14 protein-coding genes are annotated in these 16,065 nt (G+C 44.7%); 9 read left to right on the top strand and 5 right to left on the bottom strand.

From position 1 onward, the window contains the following. Nucleotides 1-110: 110 nt before the first annotated feature. A complete protein-coding gene (locus tag MSP8886_RS04090) occupies nucleotides 111-1,622 on the bottom strand; it encodes a YifB family Mg chelatase-like AAA ATPase (protein ID WP_067012897.1) in 1,512 nt (503 codons plus the stop codon). A gap of 115 nt (nucleotides 1,623-1,737) precedes the next feature. On the opposite strand from MSP8886_RS04090, the gene MSP8886_RS04085 reads away from it, so the two are divergent. Beyond that, nucleotides 1,738-1,965 (top strand): TIGR02450 family Trp-rich protein, encoded by a 228-nt coding sequence (locus MSP8886_RS04085; protein WP_306455631.1) that lies wholly within the window; start codon nucleotides 1,738-1,740, stop codon nucleotides 1,963-1,965. A 13-nt stretch (nucleotides 1,966-1,978) separates the two neighbouring features. On the opposite strand, the gene MSP8886_RS21865 is transcribed toward MSP8886_RS04085, so the two are convergent. Further along, on the bottom strand, nucleotides 1,979-2,374 hold the full coding sequence (locus tag MSP8886_RS21865) for an accessory factor UbiK family protein (protein WP_083200785.1): 396 nt from the start codon (nucleotides 2,372-2,374) through the stop codon (nucleotides 1,979-1,981). Nucleotides 2,375-2,995: 621 nt separating this feature from the next. Between MSP8886_RS21865 and glnK the strand changes: the two genes are divergently transcribed. The 4 genes from glnK to radA all read left to right on the top strand — a co-directional run bounded on the left by glnK (nucleotide 2,996) and on the right by radA (nucleotide 7,844). Then, the gene (gene glnK, locus MSP8886_RS04075) at nucleotides 2,996-3,334 is read left to right on the top strand and encodes a P-II family nitrogen regulator (protein ID WP_067012896.1); all 339 of its coding nucleotides are present in this window, start codon (nucleotides 2,996-2,998) and stop codon (nucleotides 3,332-3,334) included. A gap of 39 nt (nucleotides 3,335-3,373) precedes the next feature. After that, nucleotides 3,374-4,654, top strand: coding sequence for an ammonium transporter AmtB (locus tag MSP8886_RS04070; RefSeq protein WP_067012895.1), 1,281 nt, complete (start codon nucleotides 3,374-3,376; stop codon nucleotides 4,652-4,654). A 162-nt stretch (nucleotides 4,655-4,816) separates the two neighbouring features. Next, entirely contained in the window at nucleotides 4,817-6,364 is a 1,548-nt protein-coding gene (locus tag MSP8886_RS04065) for a bifunctional GNAT family N-acetyltransferase/carbon-nitrogen hydrolase family protein (protein ID WP_139063081.1), read from the top strand. A gap of 91 nt (nucleotides 6,365-6,455) precedes the next feature. Continuing rightward, a complete protein-coding gene (gene radA, locus MSP8886_RS04060) occupies nucleotides 6,456-7,844 on the top strand; it encodes a DNA repair protein RadA (RefSeq protein ID WP_067012893.1) in 1,389 nt (462 codons plus the stop codon). A 24-nt stretch (nucleotides 7,845-7,868) separates the two neighbouring features. On the opposite strand, the gene MSP8886_RS04055 is transcribed toward radA, so the two are convergent. Then, on the bottom strand, nucleotides 7,869-8,192 hold the full coding sequence (locus MSP8886_RS04055; protein WP_083200783.1) for a DUF1289 domain-containing protein: 324 nt from the start codon (nucleotides 8,190-8,192) through the stop codon (nucleotides 7,869-7,871). A gap of 54 nt (nucleotides 8,193-8,246) precedes the next feature. After that, nucleotides 8,247-8,864 (bottom strand): COG3904 family protein, encoded by a 618-nt coding sequence (locus tag MSP8886_RS04050; RefSeq protein WP_067012891.1) that lies wholly within the window; start codon nucleotides 8,862-8,864, stop codon nucleotides 8,247-8,249. A 411-nt stretch (nucleotides 8,865-9,275) separates the two neighbouring features. Between MSP8886_RS04050 and MSP8886_RS04045 the strand changes: the two genes are divergently transcribed. The 4 genes from MSP8886_RS04045 (at nucleotide 9,276) to MSP8886_RS04030 (ending at nucleotide 15,702) form a co-directional block, all read left to right on the top strand. Then, nucleotides 9,276-10,196, top strand: a complete 921-nt coding sequence (locus MSP8886_RS04045) for a LysR family transcriptional regulator (RefSeq protein ID WP_067012888.1) — start codon at nucleotides 9,276-9,278, stop codon at nucleotides 10,194-10,196. Between the two features lie 250 nt (nucleotides 10,197-10,446). Then, entirely contained in the window at nucleotides 10,447-11,559 is a 1,113-nt protein-coding gene (locus tag MSP8886_RS04040) for an efflux RND transporter periplasmic adaptor subunit (protein WP_067012886.1), read from the top strand. After that, the gene (locus MSP8886_RS04035) at nucleotides 11,559-14,645 is read left to right on the top strand and encodes an efflux RND transporter permease subunit (RefSeq protein WP_067012884.1); all 3,087 of its coding nucleotides are present in this window, start codon (nucleotides 11,559-11,561) and stop codon (nucleotides 14,643-14,645) included. The genes MSP8886_RS04040 and MSP8886_RS04035 overlap by 1 nt, the downstream gene beginning before the upstream one ends. A gap of 79 nt (nucleotides 14,646-14,724) precedes the next feature. Then, nucleotides 14,725-15,702, top strand: coding sequence for a LysR family transcriptional regulator (locus MSP8886_RS04030; protein ID WP_067012882.1), 978 nt, complete (start codon nucleotides 14,725-14,727; stop codon nucleotides 15,700-15,702). Nucleotides 15,703-15,750: 48 nt separating this feature from the next. Here the strand turns inward: MSP8886_RS04030 and MSP8886_RS04025 are convergent, their stop codons facing one another. Further along, nucleotides 15,751-15,963 carry a DUF1653 domain-containing protein gene (locus MSP8886_RS04025; RefSeq protein WP_067012879.1) on the bottom strand — a complete coding sequence of 71 codons (213 nt, stop codon included), beginning with the start codon at nucleotides 15,961-15,963 and terminating at the stop codon, nucleotides 15,751-15,753. Nucleotides 15,964-16,065 lie beyond the last annotated feature (102 nt).

The raw sequence follows: 16,065 nt of genomic DNA, 5'->3' as shown, positions 1-16,065 counted from the left end.
AAGAGTCATATAAGAACACGAATTGTAACGAAATGATAATAACTCCGACTAAAAATTAACCTATAGCAATAAAAAATGTCTTTCTTACTACAACTCGGCCCTAGCACAGGCTATGAAGACACCACATTACTCAGAGTTTTCTCCATTTTTCGATAACTCAGCGACTCCATTAAGTGGGCACGGGTGACAGGTGAATCACTCAGATCCGCTAACGTCAGTGCCACCTTTAAAACACGATGATAGGCACGAGCTGAGAGCTTTAACGTTTCCAACGCTTGTTGCATAAACTGTTTATCCTCGTCACTCAAAGCGCAGATGGCTTCTAGCTGTCGGCCACTCAACAAGGCATTTTGCACGCCTTGTCTCTCCCGTTGTCTAGCGACGGCTCTTTCTACTCGCTGTCGAACACTTTCGCTACTCTCCCCTTCTTCTTGTGCGTTGACCAAAATCCCCGATGGCAAAGGCGGCACTTCCACATGCAAATCAATTCGATCTAAAAACGGAGCTGACAGTTTCTTCAAATACTTTTGACTGGCACTAGACTGATAATAGTTTTGCTCACCGCTGTAGGCTTCGTTACTCGCGTTCATGGCGGCCACCAACTGAAAACGTGCGGGGTAGGTTACTTGACCACGGGCACGGGAAATATGCACTTCCCCGTTTTCTAATGGCTCACGAAGCACCTCAAGCACTTTTCGGTCAAACTCTGGCAGCTCATCAAGAAATAATACGCCACAATGTGCCAACGACGCCTCCCCCGGTTTCGGTATTGACCCTCCTCCAACCAGCGCGGCGGCAGAACTAGAATGATGAGGAGACCGAAAGGGACGCTCCCCCCAATGCCATTCAGCCCCCATTTTTCGCCCTGCAACCGATTGTACCGAAGCAACCGCCAATGCTTCTTCTTCAATCATTGCTGGCATAATGCCAGGTAAGCGGGACGCCAACATGGTTTTACCCGTCCCAGGCGGCCCAATAAACAGTAAATTGTGGCGTCCTGCTGCGGCCACTTCCAAGGCTCGGCGAGCTTGATATTGGCCTTTTACATCCTTCATATCTTTATGATCTAAAGCAGTAGGTTCTGGCGGTGCAGGTACACAATCGGGTAAACGGGCATGTTTTAGCAAGTGAGCGGTCACTTGTGTGAGATGATTGGCATGAACCGCATCCCCTTCTACCAAAGCCGCCTCTTGCTGATTTTCTGAGGGCAACACTAATTGTCGGTTTGCCTGATGGCATGCAATGGCAGAAGGCAATAATCCTGATACTCCCCTTAACTCACCGGATAAAGCCAATTCGCCAATAAATTCGTAACCACGACAATTGACTTCTTCCAACTGACCCGACGCAGCTAACACACTAATCGCAATGGCAAGATCATATCGCCCGCCTTCTTTAGGCAAATCAGCCGGTGCAAGATTAATGGTGACGCGCCGTGTCGGCCATTCGAAATGACTGTTAATGATGGCACTACGCACACGGTCTTTCGCTTCACGGACGGCGGCTTCTGGTAAGCCAACAATGTTTAGAGAAGGTAGTCCATTGGAAATATGGGTTTCTACAGTAACAAGAGGGGAGGCAACACCAACACGGGCGCGGCCATATATAGTGGCTAAACTCACGATCACTCCTTGATCTCATTATTTTTTATGTAAAATCAGCCTCTTTTTTGTCACGATAACCATCCGAATTTCGCTCTCCTGCGTATCAAAGAGAGTACGAGACAATAAGGAAGGCATGCAAGCATCTATGAATCAAATTAATCCCAAAAAGCTACTTTTATCAAAGTGGACATCCACATCGCCACAGAAAAAAGAAAAGCATTTTATTGTCACAGAACTTATAAGGGACGACCAAGAGATCATCACGCAATGCGTCATCGAGGCCGTCCTCACTCATACACAGTACACAATTCCATGGCAGGATCTCAAGTCACCTGCCCATTGGAAACAAGGTTGGCAATAACCTCATCGGCACGTTACACGTCTTTTGTGTCTGTCTTATCCGTATCGGCTTTGTTTGTATCGGCCTTATCTGTGGATTCCTCTTGAGCCGTCTCAGTTTTAGGAGCGGCCTTTTTCGCGGGTGCTCTTTTCGTAGGTGTTCTTTTTGCTGGCTCTTTTTTCGCAGGCGCGTTTCCGGCCTTTTCCAACTCTTCAATGCGCGACTCTAATGCGACTAAGCGCTCTCGATATTTAGCCAACATGGCGGACTGTAGTTCAAAGTCTTCACGGGTCACTAAATCCATTTTTTTCAATGTGTTACGCGCCACTTGATCTAACTGCGCACGAATCTCTTCTTTGGGAAGTTTCCCTAAGGTTTCCGCCGCTTGCTCAAGCCCATTACCCAGTTGCTTAATAAATTGATCAATCATCTCACCATTTCCCCTTTTGTCTGCTGCGTATAAAGTATGAGTAAGTAATATTAAGATGACTTAACAATAACATGACTTAATGACATTCTTTAAGAAGCCACCAAGAAAATCACGTCTTACTCATCCCAATCATCTCACCATAACGGCCTCTTTTCTGCTTACTAGTATAAAGATCATAAGACAGGCTGTCTCAAAGAAACCCTGTTATGACACATGAAGCTTACAAGCAACAAAAAACAGCCGAGTCCGTATGCCTAATTTTTGTGCAACTTCACTCCCTCTTTTAAGTCACAAATGAATGGCAATTGCGAAAAGCGCTTTCATCAGACTCAAACCATTAGGGATATTCACTATTGGGAGCAAGGAGATAGCCAAAACCTTCTAAAATAGATTCTGAACCAATTAAACTAGTGCACCACCAAAAAGCACAAACACCGTGCCACCGCCCCCAAAAACGCACCAAAAAAGGGCGATAAACACGTATTTGCTTACTTATTTTATTTACAATCTCGACAAATCCTTGACCATTCTAACTAATTCCATTTATGGCACGCATATTGAATAGAGAGACTTACCTGCTAGACGACACAAAGCCAGACTTTTTAAAGGAGATATGTGGACATGAAGCTTATCACTGCCATCATCAAGCCATTCAAACTCGATGATGTTCGAGAAGCCCTTTCTGAAATCGGAGTACAAGGTATCACCGTGACAGAAGTAAAAGGGTTCGGACGTCAAAAAGGCCACACCGAACTTTATCGTGGTGCAGAGTATGTTGTGGACTTTCTACCGAAAGTAAAAATCGAGCTTGCCATAGCCGACGACATGAAAGACCAAGTAGTAGAAGCCATTTCAAATGCTGCCAATACCGGCAAAATCGGCGACGGTAAAATCTTTATCGTTAACCTTGAACAGGCCGTACGTATTCGTACAGGCGAGACTGGCGAAGACGCAGTCTGATCCACGATCGACTCTTATAAGCCTTTAGGGGGGCGAAACATGCAAAACAATATTTTCGAATTACAATATGCCATGGATACCTTTTACTTCCTTGTAATGGGTGCTTTGGTTATGTGGATGGCAGCGGGGTTTGCCATGCTAGAAGCGGGCCTTGTCCGCTCTAAAAACACCACAGAAATCCTTACCAAAAACGTCGCCTTATACGCCATTGCCTGTATCATGTATATGATCTGTGGTTACGCTATTATGTACGATGGTACTTGGTTCTTATCTGGCATTCAGTTAGATGGCGCCAGCAGCGCCGATACATTGGTCAGTACTGTTCTTGCTGAATCCGCCAAAGCGGGCTTTGATGGTAGCTCAGTCTATGCCAACGCGTCTGACTTTTTCTTCCAAGTTGTGTTTGTGGCCACCGCTATGTCCATTGTATCTGGTGCCGTTGCAGAACGTATGAAGCTTTGGTCTTTCCTCGTATTTGCTGTTGTAATGACAGGCTTTATCTACCCAATGGAAGGTAACTGGACATGGGGTGGAGGCTCTGTATTCGGTATGTATAGCCTCGGTGATCTTGGTTTCTCTGACTTTGCAGGCTCTGGTATCGTCCATTTAGCGGGCGCCTCTGCAGCACTGGCTGGTGTGCTTGTGCTGGGCTCTCGTAAAGGAAAATACGGTCCAAATGGCGAAGTTCGTGCCATCCCTGGTGCCAATCTACCACTGGCAACATTAGGCACCTTTATCCTTTGGATGGGCTGGTTCGGTTTCAATGGCGGTTCTGTTCTGAAGCTAGGTGATATCGCCAGCGCTAACTCCGTCGCTATGGTATTCTTAAATACCAATGCTGCTGCCGCAGGTGGTGCTGTTGCCGCTTTACTGCTTGCTCGTATTTTGTTTGGAAAAGCGGATTTGACAATGTTGCTAAACGGCGCATTAGCTGGCTTGGTAGCCATCACGGCTGAGCCTTCAACACCTTCCGCTATTGGTGCCACACTTATCGGTGTTGTCGGCGGTCTGTTAGTCGTTATTGCCATCCTGACACTAGACAAACTGAAAATAGACGACCCAGTGGGCGCCATCTCTGTTCACGGTGTAGTGGGTCTTTGGGGTCTATTAGCTGTACCGCTAACAAACACTGGCACAACTTTCTTTGGTCAAATCGCAGGTGCGGTGACAATCTTTGTCTGGGTGTTTGTCACTAGTTTGATTGTATGGCTGATTATCAAAGCCGTCATGGGAGTTCGCGTCTCTGAAGAAGAAGAATACGAAGGTGTTGATTTGTCAGAATGTGGTATGGAAGCTTACCCTGAATTCGCCAAAAATTAACACACTCTGCCATGTACTCTTTTAGCTGATTTGTTACTGATCATACAAAACCTCGCCTTAGCGGGGTTTTCTTTTTTGGGGAATAAAAGCAGAATTGACGCTTTATAAAGTGACATTCACCCACATAACAGTAAGACTTGTCCAAAAGACACCATAGAGGTCATTATGCTTGAAGATATGCATTTAAAAATCCGTAATATAGAACACACGGATTACCAACAAGTAAAAGAATTGATGGACCAAGTCTATAACGACATTGGGGGCGCTTGGTCTGAGCACACCATTAGCAAACTCATTAACGACTTCCCAGAAGGACAAATTTGTCTTGAAGACCATGGGGATATCGTTGGTATCGCGCTTTCAGTTCAAGTCAGCTATCAGCGTTTTAGTAACCCCCATACCTATGAAGACCTTATCGGTAAAAAAGAGACTATTCTCAATGACCGTAACGGCGATGCCATGTACGGTTTGGATGTGTTAATTCACCCAGAGTATCGTGGCTTCCGACTAGGACGTCGTTTATACGAGGCACGTAAAGAGCTGTGCCGCCAACATAATTTACGTGCGATCCTTGCTGGTGGTCGTATCCCGACCTATCACGAACATTCTGATGAAATGACCCCCGCTGAATATTTGGAAGCGGTCAGTGATCGTAAAATTTACGACCCGATTTTATCCTTCCAACTCTCCAACGATTTTCAGGTAACGCGTTTATTAAAAAGTTACCTGCCTGAAGATGAGAAATCGGAAGGGTATGCAACACTACTCGAATGGAAAAACATCTTCTACGAACCAGAAACAACCGTCATTAACTCTCGCAAAACCCAAGTTCGTATTGGCGCGGTACAATGGCAAATGCGTGAAGTAGCAAATGTTGAAGAGCTACTCAAACAAGTAGAGTATTTCATCGATGCGTTGTCGAGCTATAAAAGTGATTTCGCCCTTTTCCCCGAGTTTTTCAATGCGCCATTAATGGGGTTAAGTCCAGATCAAACCAATCAGACCGAAGCGGTACGCTTTCTGGCAAGCTTTACCGAGCTGTTTGTCACAGAAATGTCGCAAATGGCGGTCAGCTACAACATCAATATCATCACCGGCTCCATGCCAGTGGTTGAAGAGGATGATTTATACAATGTGAGCTACTTGTGCCGTCGAGATGGCACCATTGAAGAACAAGGTAAAATCCACATTACGCCTCACGAGCGCCGCGATTGGGTCATCCAAGGAGACAACGAACTACGCGTATTTGAAACCGATGCAGGACGTATCGGCATTTTGATTTGTTATGATGTGGAGTTCCCAGAATTGGGCCGCTTACTGGCTGAGCAAGACATGGATATTTTGTTTGTGCCCTTTTGGACGGATACCAAAAACGGTTATCTACGTGTGCGTAATTGTGCTCAAGCCCGTGCCATTGAAAACGAATGTTATGTGGTGATTTGCGGTAGCTGCGGCAATTTGCCACAAGTCGAAAATCTGGATGTGCAATACTCCCAAGGGGCGGTTTTTTCCCCATCCGACTTCTCCTATCCACACGATGCGGTCATGGCGGAAACCACCCCGAATACCGAAATGCTGATGTTCTCTGATTTGGACTTGGACAAACTCAAACAAACCCGCAGCGAAGGGTCAGTAAACAACCTGAAAGATCGACGTTTGGATCTGTACTCCATTCAATGGAAAGGGAATAAGGATTTAGATTTGGGCTAGTATAGGCTATTACCCAAAGTAAACTAAATATGTCATCCCTCGATCATGGCCTTTTTAAGGCCATGATATTTTTTAAGACAGAAGACCCATTATGGCCAAAGCAAAAACAGCCTTTGTATGTAACGAATGTGGCGCAGACTACGCAAAATGGCAGGGACAATGCCAAGCCTGCGGCGCGTGGAATTCCTTGTCAGAAATCAAACTCACCTCTGGCAAGACATCTGCCCGTGTTTCTGCCAGTCAAGACCCTCGCTATCAAGGGTATGCCGGATCTATTACGGGCATTCAAGATCTATCCGAGGTCGATTTAGGGGATGTACCTCGCTTTAGCTCAGGGGCAAGCGAGTTTGATCGGGTACTCGGCGGTGGGCTCGTTCCTGGTGGTGTAGTACTAATTGGCGGTCATCCAGGCGCTGGGAAAAGTACCCTGTTACTACAAACCATGTGTTGGCTGGCACAACAACAAAGCGCCCTTTATATCACGGGGGAAGAATCCTTACAGCAAGTAGCTATGCGTGCTCAGCGGCTAGGTTTGCCAACCAAAAACCTAAAAATGCTTTCTGAAACCAATGTTGAAAGCATCCTAACCATCGCACAACAAGTTAAACCTAAAGTCATAGTCATTGACTCCATTCAAGTCATGCATTTGGATGGCGTGGAATCTGCTCCAGGCAGCGTCTCCCAAGTACGTGAAAGTGCCGCCGTACTCACCCGATTTGCCAAACAAACCCAAACAGCGGTATTACTCGTTGGACACGTTACTAAAGATGGCTCATTGGCCGGCCCAAAAGTGCTTGAGCATATGGTAGATTGTTCTGTTTTATTAGAAGGGTCAGAAGACTCTCGCTTTCGCACCTTACGAGGCATGAAAAACCGCTTTGGCGCAATTAATGAACTCGGTGTATTTGCCATGCTGGAAAACGGCTTACGAGAAGTCAAAAATCCAAGCTCTATCTTCTTAAATCGCAGCAACCACCCCGCTGCAGGTAGTCTGGTGATGGTCGTTTGGGAAGGCACTCGTCCATTACTCGTTGAGCTGCAAGCCTTAGTGGATGACTCTGCTCTGGGTAATCCTCGACGCGTCACTGTAGGGTTTGATCATAATCGTCTGGCGATGCTACTGGCCGTCCTCCACAAACATGGAGGATTACTGACGGCTGATCAAGATGTCTATTTAAACGTCGTCGGCGGCGTTAAGGTATTAGAAACCAGTGCCGACTTAGCAGCCATTGCAGCCGTGGTATCAAGCTTTCGAGATCAGATATTACCCCATGATTTGGTCGTTCTTGGTGAAGTAGGCTTGTCCGGTGAAATTCGTCCCGTTCCGTCAGGGCAAGAGCGTATCAGTGAAGCGGCCAAACATGGCTTTACCAAAGCGGTTGTTCCTCGGGCTAACTGTCCTAAGAAACCCATTGAAGGGATGAAGGTAATTGGCGTAGACCGGCTATCGGAGGCACTTGATGCGATTTTTGATCGCTAAGGGTAGGTTAAGCAAAAAACGGAGTTAATAAAAAGACTCTTGCGTTAACTCAAATAACTCAGCTTCGGCTAGACTTTCACTCTCCTGATCCACAATGACCTCTTCGTCCATTCCATAGGGTAAGGCTTTTTCAGAATGCTGATTAAGCCGCTCTTCTCGGGCTCGAAGTAAACGCTGACGACGCTGTTTACAGCGTTCCAAAATAATATATCGTGCCTCATTCGATAAAGAAAACCATTCAAAGCGTTCTTCACGGCTACGCAAACAGCCCTTACAAAATCCTTTAGCACTGTTCACACAAATACCACGGCAGGGGCTATCAATGGTAAAAAGCTCAATCTGTTCCATCTCCCCTCCATCTATGTTTATCAAAAATCAACTTCTATCGTAAGAAAGCATAGCTTATTCGGTAATCAGTTTGTAATCGTACATTTCTTCTGGGGATAGAAAATACACCCGATCCGCTGGTGCCGCTTTTAGAGAAAACCAATAAAAACGTTCGGGAACTCCCATGGACAAGTAAAAATTGATGTAGGTCGCATTGATGGAATCACTCACATCGTTATTTTTAGGCAATTTACCCGATTCATCAATCCACGTATGCACCCCCACACCAGCACCTGCTCCAATGGTTCTTTTTACCCCACCTAAAAACAAATCCACACCACCGGAGAGCACATAACCAGTTCGAGCAATATGAGTGTTTAAACCAATGGAGCGAATCAGGCGGGCACTTTCGATGACGGCTTCTTCGTCATCCGTACCAGGGACATCGACCAGAACCAAGTCCGTCACATTGGGGTGCTTGCGTATCATATTTTTTAGTTGACTGGTTAGGTCTCTGCCAAGAATACCGGATAAATAGGCTTTGTTACCACTCACATAAATTCGTAAGGGATCCTTAGCGGCAACCTCATCGGCATGCGGAGACACAGAGGCACAGCTGGTCAATAAAAAAGCCGCACACAGTATGAGGGTTCTCGCCAGTACCACAAAAGGGGTCTGATTATTCTTATCCATAGTCACTCAACCAGCTCTTTTAATAGCCTACTTTTACAGACAACGCTTTTAGCTGAAAATAAGCGTTCCTCTAGGCACTATACCACCGATTTTTTGAATAGTAGAATTCCTCTCTCCATCCTATATCAAACATAAAAAAATGGCCGCGACAAATGCACGACCATTTTAAATGCGGGATCATAGATAAACCGATTCAGGAGGATTCCTGAGATGGCTTGCCTCCAATCAAAAGCCCTATGGTTTCCAGGAATACTCCAAATAGTTCGTCTCATATGGATGTCACAACGACGGATAAATAAAGATAAGCCGCCCTAATATTGACATTACTATACCAAGAGACTTAGATTAAAAAATTGAACTTATCGCCCCTTAGATAAGGCTTTACTTAACTAACCTGAGGCCTTCGCCACCATGAGTAAACTGCAAGGACAAGTAAGTGACGCCGACTTACGTATTTTGCGGATCTTTAAAACAGTGGTGGAATGTGGTGGTTTCTCAGCGGCAGAGGTCGATTTAAATATCAGTCGAGCAGCCATTAGTATTGCCATGTCGGATTTAGAGACACGGCTTGGCTTTCGCCTATGTCAACGCGGACGCTCTGGATTTTCATTAACTAATGAAGGCAGCCAAGTCTATGAGCACACCCTACAACTCTTATCTTCTTTAGAGAATTTTCGTACTCAGATCAACGCCCTCCACCAGCATTTGCAAGGTGAACTTAATATTGGCATTACCGACAACCTAGTCACACTCCCCTATACTCGAATTACTCACTCGCTTGCCGCATTGAAAGATAAAGGCCCACAGGTAGCCATTAATATTCGCATGATCCCACCGACCGATGTGGAACGCGGTGTGCTCGATGGTAAGCTGCATGTCGGCATTGTCCCTAATTTAAAAATTCTAAGTGGATTAGACTATCGGGATTTATACGAAGAAACCTCCCAACTTTATTGCAGTAATACCCATCCACTATTTAAGCAAGCAGACCGTGATATCAGTGTCGATGTGCTGAAAGAGTACGATGCCGTATTGCCTGCCTATGCCCAAACACCAGAGATTAAAACCCAACACCAGCCTCTAAAAGCCAGCGCGACCGCGACCGACCGAGAAGGCATTGCTTTTTTGATTCTGACTGGCCGCTACATTGGCTTCTTACCAGATCATGTAGCAGAGCGTTGGACCGGCAATGAACGTATCGACGGCCGCATGAGAGCCATCTTACCTCAAGCGTGTCAATACGTGACGCGCTTCTCTGCCATTACCCGTAAAGGGGCCCGTGCTAACCTAGTGCTAGAAACTTTTTTAGAAGAATTAGATAAAACACGTTAATGCTCTTCTTTAGCTCCAAAGGCCCATCTATGTATCTTATTGACTGAGTCAACAGTCCATTTTTGCATCCACCCCACCAGATATACTCATTTTGGCATATCTTTAATATATATTTAAAAATTCATAATGATAGACAAGAGATATAAAATACAAGCATCTAACAACCTTATTTATTACAATATCTTGGCGATTGACCTTAATTATTAGCAATAATGCGCTTAGATCTTATTATGTCTTTACGGAGAAATGTATGACGCACCAACGCAATAAACTATGCGTTCTTAGCATCCTGCTGGCCACGACGGTTATATTAACCGCTTGCTCTGATCAAAAAGATCAAGAATCAATGACGCAGAACGTTATTCAGCCTGTCAAACTTATGACGATCGATTCAAGCCAAGTGGTGAATATTCGCCGCTTTCCCGCTGAGTTAAAAGCAAGTGAAGAAGCAAACTTAGCTTTTCGGGTTGGGGGACAGCTCACCTCCATCAATGTAGTTGCAGGTCAACGAGTTAAAAAAGGCGAATTACTGGCCGCATTAGACCCCAAAGACTATAAGCTAAAAGTAGAATTAGCCAAAGCTAATCAACAATTGGCGCAAGTCCAGTTTAACCGTATTCAAACCATGCTTAAACGCAATGCCACCAGCAAATCTCAATTTGATGAAATCAAAGCAAATCTTGCACAAGCTAACAACGCGCTGGAAACGGCGAAAAACCAATTAAGTTACACTAAATTGTATGCGCCATTTGATGGTGTCATTAGTTCAACTTCAACCAAAAACTTTCAGTATGTGAATGCCACACAAACCATCTTACACATCCAAAATATCGACAATTTAGATGTGCAATTTCAAGTACCTGAAAATTTAGTCACTGGTATTAAATCCACACGAACAGGCTATCAGCCAACGGTTATTTTAGATACGCCCCCTCATACCGTGTTTAAAGGAGCCTACAAAGAGCATAAAACTCAACCAGACACCTCCACCATGGCTTACGATGTCACCTTGCATTTATTACGCAATGGCAACAATTCACAGACCCTATTACCCGGTATGACGGCTAATGTGGAATTGGATCTTAACAAACTAAACGGCACAGTCAGTCACATTGTCGTCCCCGTCGAAGCCGTGCTACGCCATGAAAATACTCAAACAGGTAACGCAGACAGTATCGTTTGGGTTTATCACCAAGATAAGCAATCTCTCGAAGCGAGAAAAGTGACATTAGGCAAATTACAAGGCAACAAAATAGAAATCACTTCCGGATTAAAGCCAAAAGAACAAATCGTAGTCGCTGGAGTGAATGACCTAACACCCGATATGAAAGTCAGACCTTTGGTCCGTGAGCGAGGTCTATAATGAACATTGCAGCCTACTTCATAGAGAAAAAAGTCACTAGCTGGATGGTGACGCTCATCCTGTTGATTGGTGGCACCATTGCATTCACTAATCTTGGACAATTAGAAGACCCTGAATTTACTATCAAGGACGCCTTAATTATCACCACCTACCCTGGTGCCTCACCAGAACAAGTGGAAGAAGAAGTTACCTATCCCATTGAGCAAGAACTGCAGACACTACCTTATGTGGATAAAATCACCTCTACTTCTAAGGCAGGTTATTCCAAGGTTCAATTAACCATAAAAGATCAGTATCGTGCCAAAGAGCTCAAACAAATTTGGGACGAAGTACGTAAAAAAATTCGCGATCTCTCAGGAAGCTTTCCCAAGGGGGTCAGTTCACCAATGGTGTTAGACGATTTTGGTGACGTATACGGCGTGATGCTAGCCGTTCATGGCAGCGGCTATAACTATAAAGACCTGAAAAATTATGTTGATTATATCAAGCGTGAATTAGTGCTTGTGGATGGCGTCGCGAAAGTGACCATCGCTGGTGATCAAAAGGAACAAGTCACCATTGAAATATCACGAGCCAAAATGGCAAACATGGGCATTGCCCCAAGCCAACTTGAAAACCTCTTGACCAATCAAAATATCGTCTCTAATGCTGGCCGTGTCAAAGTAGGCAGTGAATATATCCGCATTAGCCCAACGGGGGAATTCAAGGACATTAGTGAACTTGAAAACCTGATTGTTGGCAAACCAATTGATGGCAAACTGATCCGCTTGAGTGACATCGCGACCATTAAACGGGAATACGTTACTCCTAAGAAGCAAATTGTTGACTTCAATGGGGCACCGTCTTTGCTACTCGGTATTTCATTCGCGGCGAACGTGAATGTTGTGGATGTAGGTGAACGGTTAGAAAAACGTCTCGATGAATTAAAATACCAACAACCAGTGGGAATCCATTTGGACCCTATCTACTTTCAGTCGAAAGAAGTGAAGCACTCAGTTTCTAACTTTTTACTTAACCTCGTAGAAGCCGTCGCTATCGTTATTCTGGTTCTATTGATTTTTATGGGCGTTCGCTCTGGTATTTTAATCGGCCTCATTCTACTCCTAACCATCCTTGGCACCTTTATTGTCATGGACTATTTCAAAATCAACTTACAGAGGATCTCTCTAGGTGGGTTAATTATTGCACTAGGAATGCTGGTAGATAACGCCATCGTCGTAACCGAAGGCGTGCTCATTGGACTCAAGCGAGGAATGACGAAACTTGAAGCCGCCAGTGCGGTAGTCAAGCAAACAAAATGGCCCCTACTGGGCGCTACTGTGATCGCCATTACAGCCTTTGCACCGATCGGCTTGTCGCCAGACGCAGTCGGTGAATTTGTCGGTTCTTTGTTCTATGTATTACTAATATCTCTGCTACTAAGCTGGATCACTGCCATTACCCTAACTCCATTCTTTTGCGACCTCTTCTTCACAGAAAGTCGCACAGCAGGAACCGACGCTGCAGCAGAAGATCCATACAAAGGCATCATCTTCGATGCTTATAAATGGCTATTGGATAAAGCCATGCATTTTCGCTGGGTGGCAGTGATTACGTTAGTTCTCTTTCTATTAGTAGCAGGCTGGGCATTCCAGTTTGTTAAACAGTCCTTTTTTCCTCCCTCCACAACCCCTATGTTCTTTATGGATATTCAAATGCCAGAAGGGACACATATTGATAATACCTATGCCAAAGTACGGGAAATAGAGGCCTCCTTAAGAAAGGATAAACGCATTGATTATGTGGCAACCACTACAGGTCAAGGTGCCTTACGATTTATGCTGACCTATACGGCTAAACAAGAAAATAGTAGCTATGCGCAATTTATTATTCGTACTAAAACACGGGAAGACATCCCGGCATTATTAGCCGAGTTGCATAAAAAAATGCATGATGAATACCCAGAGTTAGAAGTCAAACTGCAACGACTCCAGTTAGCTCCCTCGAAGGAGGCAAAAATTGAAGCTCGCATCAGTGGACCAGATCCTAAGGTACTACGTCAGATCAGCGAAAAAATCAAAAATATTTACCGTAAAGATGGAGGGCTAGAGAGCATTAAAGATGACTGGCGCCAACCAGTAAAAGTATTACGCCCTATTTTTGATAACGCACAAGCTCGTCGTTTAGGGATTTCCAAAAACGATTTGGATAAAGTACTACTCACTAACTTTTCTGGTTCGCGGATTGGCTTGTATCGAGAGGGCACAGATTTGCTGCCCATTATGCAAAAAGCGCCTAAAAATGAGCGACGTTCCATTGATCAGATACGGGATCTGCAAATTTACAGCCCGTCATCCGGTGCCTATGTCACCCTGTCAACGGTCGTTTCGGGCTTTGAAACCGTATGGGAAGACCCCATTATCGAGCGTCGTAACCGTAAAAGAACCATTACCGTGATGGCCGACCCTAATATTTTAGGTGGCGAAACAGCCATGTCTATCTTCTCTCGTATCCGAGGTCCAGTGGAAGCCCTAAAATTACCCACTGGCTATTCCCTAGACTGGGGTGGCGAGTATGAAAGTAGTCGAGACGCCCAAAAGAACATCTTTAAAGCACTTCCCATGGGATATCTCTTTATGTTTATTATAACCGTCTTGCTGTTTAATTCCGTACGAGTGCCATTAACCATCTGGTTCTGCGTTCCTTTAGCACTAATCGGAGTATCGACAGGCTTATTAGTGATGAACGCGCCTTTTAGCTTCATGGCCCTGCTTGGTTTCTTAAGCTTGTCTGGCATGGTCGTCAAAAATGGTATTGTGTTAGCCGATCAAATCAATTACGAAATAAACCAAGGCACTGAATTATATGAATCTATCTTCATCTCGGCTGTCAGCCGTGTTCGTCCAGTTTGTATGGCGGCAGTTACAACGATACTTGGAATGGTGCCTCTGTTATTCGATGACTTCTTTAAAAGTATGGCGGTGGTCATCTCCTTTGGCCTTGGCTTTGCCACCGTATTGACCTTGATTGCGGTACCTATTTTTTATTCACTAATGTTTAAAGTAACCTATCGTAAACGTAGCGAATTCGAGGGAAGCAAGGAATAACATAAATAAGCACGACAAAAATACAAGTCATACATATGGTCAGGGCAACTCAGCTCTGACCATTAAGAGTAAGAAAATTATGAACACATCAGAAATAGCAAAACTCGACATCAAACTCCTTATCGCGTTTGTCACCATTTTAGAAAAAGGCAGCGTATCTAAAGCAGCAGAAGAGCTCAATATGACTCAACCGGCTCTCAGTAAAAATCTGCAACGCCTTCGGGATATTTTCCACGACCAACTGTTTATTCGCCAAGCCTATGGCTTAATGCCAACTGCACGAGCAAATGAGCTGGCAGACTTGATATACCCTATCATTCGCTCGCTCCAAGAGCTCATACTGCCATCCCAGCTTGACTTATCGAAACTGGATCGACGCTTTAGGTTAATGATTGACGAAGGGGACTTAGAGATATTCATCGAACCTCTGCTGAGCTACCTTCAACAAGAAGCCCCTGAGATTCAAATGAGTATCAACGCTTGGAACGACTCTTATTTGGAACCCATTATTGATGGTAAAGTCGATTTAGGCATCATGCACATTAAACACACGCCCAGTTCCGTACGAAGCAAACTCGTCGGCTACATGGAAACTTGCATCATCATCAGCGATGGACATCCTTTATATAGGGTGGATCAACCAACATTCGACGATCTAATCCAGCATAGAGTCGTCACCCATCATATGAAACCCTATAAAGGCCACTCATATGAAAGCATCGAACCAAAACTCAGACAGCAGGGTTACAACGTTAAAACGCACCTAGAAACAGATAGTTTAATGGCTGCTTTACGTGCCGTAAAACAAGGCATGGCTCTGGTCACAACGCGTTCAGTCGGCGAATTATGCCTAAACCTTATGAACGCCAATAAACATTTTCATCCCATCAGACTCTTACCAATACCAGAGAAAATACTTGAACTGGATGAGTTTAAAGGGCGGCACCCAATCCATATTTTTTGGCATGAGCACTTTCATAACGACCTAGCTCATCGCTGGCTGCGAGAAAAGATCATTGAACTGATGCGAAACTCACCTTGGATGCACCGAGAATAGCAAATGCATCACACGCTTTTTTGCCATGCCAAAGGGAAACGCGCTTTGTTATCGCTCAGCACGAAGCCATTCAAAACGTGGAATGCTTTCGCCATTAATTTCCACGCTTTCTACAAACATACTCAACGGACGGGCCCACCAACCAAACTCGCCATATAAGGCCTGATAGACAACCAACTCTTCTTCTGTTTCGCTGTGTTTTACCACCCGCTCGACCCAATATTCCGCCCCTTTGTAGTGACGACAGACACCAAACTTCATACACCTATCTCCCATTTATTATTAAATATCGACCTAAAAATACCATTTACCACAACATCATGTCGCTATTTAAAAACTTTATATCTATTTAACTTATCTAAC

The sequence above is a fragment of the Marinomonas spartinae genome (genome assembly GCF_900089775.1).
Classification (GTDB): domain Bacteria; phylum Pseudomonadota; class Gammaproteobacteria; order Pseudomonadales; family Marinomonadaceae; genus Marinomonas; species Marinomonas spartinae.
The sequence above is the reverse complement of the archived record's forward strand: the minus strand, read 5'-3'. Positions and strand labels throughout refer to the sequence as shown.

What these genes read in the sequence shown, in the direction of transcription:
- MSP8886_RS04085 (WP_306455631.1), top strand. Translation starts at nt 1,738, where the DNA reads ATGCAAGCATCTATGAATCAAATTAATCCCAAAAAGCTACTTTTATCA.
- MSP8886_RS21865 (WP_083200785.1), bottom strand. Translation starts at nt 2,374, where the DNA reads ATGATTGATCAATTTATTAAGCAACTGGGTAATGGGCTTGAGCAAGCG.
- glnK (WP_067012896.1), top strand. Translation starts at nt 2,996, where the DNA reads ATGAAGCTTATCACTGCCATCATCAAGCCATTCAAACTCGATGATGTT.
- MSP8886_RS04070 (WP_067012895.1), top strand. Translation starts at nt 3,374, where the DNA reads ATGCAAAACAATATTTTCGAATTACAATATGCCATGGATACCTTTTAC.
- radA (WP_067012893.1), top strand. Translation starts at nt 6,456, where the DNA reads ATGGCCAAAGCAAAAACAGCCTTTGTATGTAACGAATGTGGCGCAGAC.
- MSP8886_RS04055 (WP_083200783.1), bottom strand. Translation starts at nt 8,192, where the DNA reads ATGGAACAGATTGAGCTTTTTACCATTGATAGCCCCTGCCGTGGTATT.
- MSP8886_RS04050 (WP_067012891.1), bottom strand. Translation starts at nt 8,864, where the DNA reads ATGGATAAGAATAATCAGACCCCTTTTGTGGTACTGGCGAGAACCCTC.
- MSP8886_RS04045 (WP_067012888.1), top strand. Translation starts at nt 9,276, where the DNA reads ATGAGTAAACTGCAAGGACAAGTAAGTGACGCCGACTTACGTATTTTG.
- MSP8886_RS04040 (WP_067012886.1), top strand. Translation starts at nt 10,447, where the DNA reads ATGACGCACCAACGCAATAAACTATGCGTTCTTAGCATCCTGCTGGCC.
- MSP8886_RS04035 (WP_067012884.1), top strand. Translation starts at nt 11,559, where the DNA reads ATGAACATTGCAGCCTACTTCATAGAGAAAAAAGTCACTAGCTGGATG.
- MSP8886_RS04030 (WP_067012882.1), top strand. Translation starts at nt 14,725, where the DNA reads ATGAACACATCAGAAATAGCAAAACTCGACATCAAACTCCTTATCGCG.
- MSP8886_RS04025 (WP_067012879.1), bottom strand. Translation starts at nt 15,963, where the DNA reads ATGAAGTTTGGTGTCTGTCGTCACTACAAAGGGGCGGAATATTGGGTC.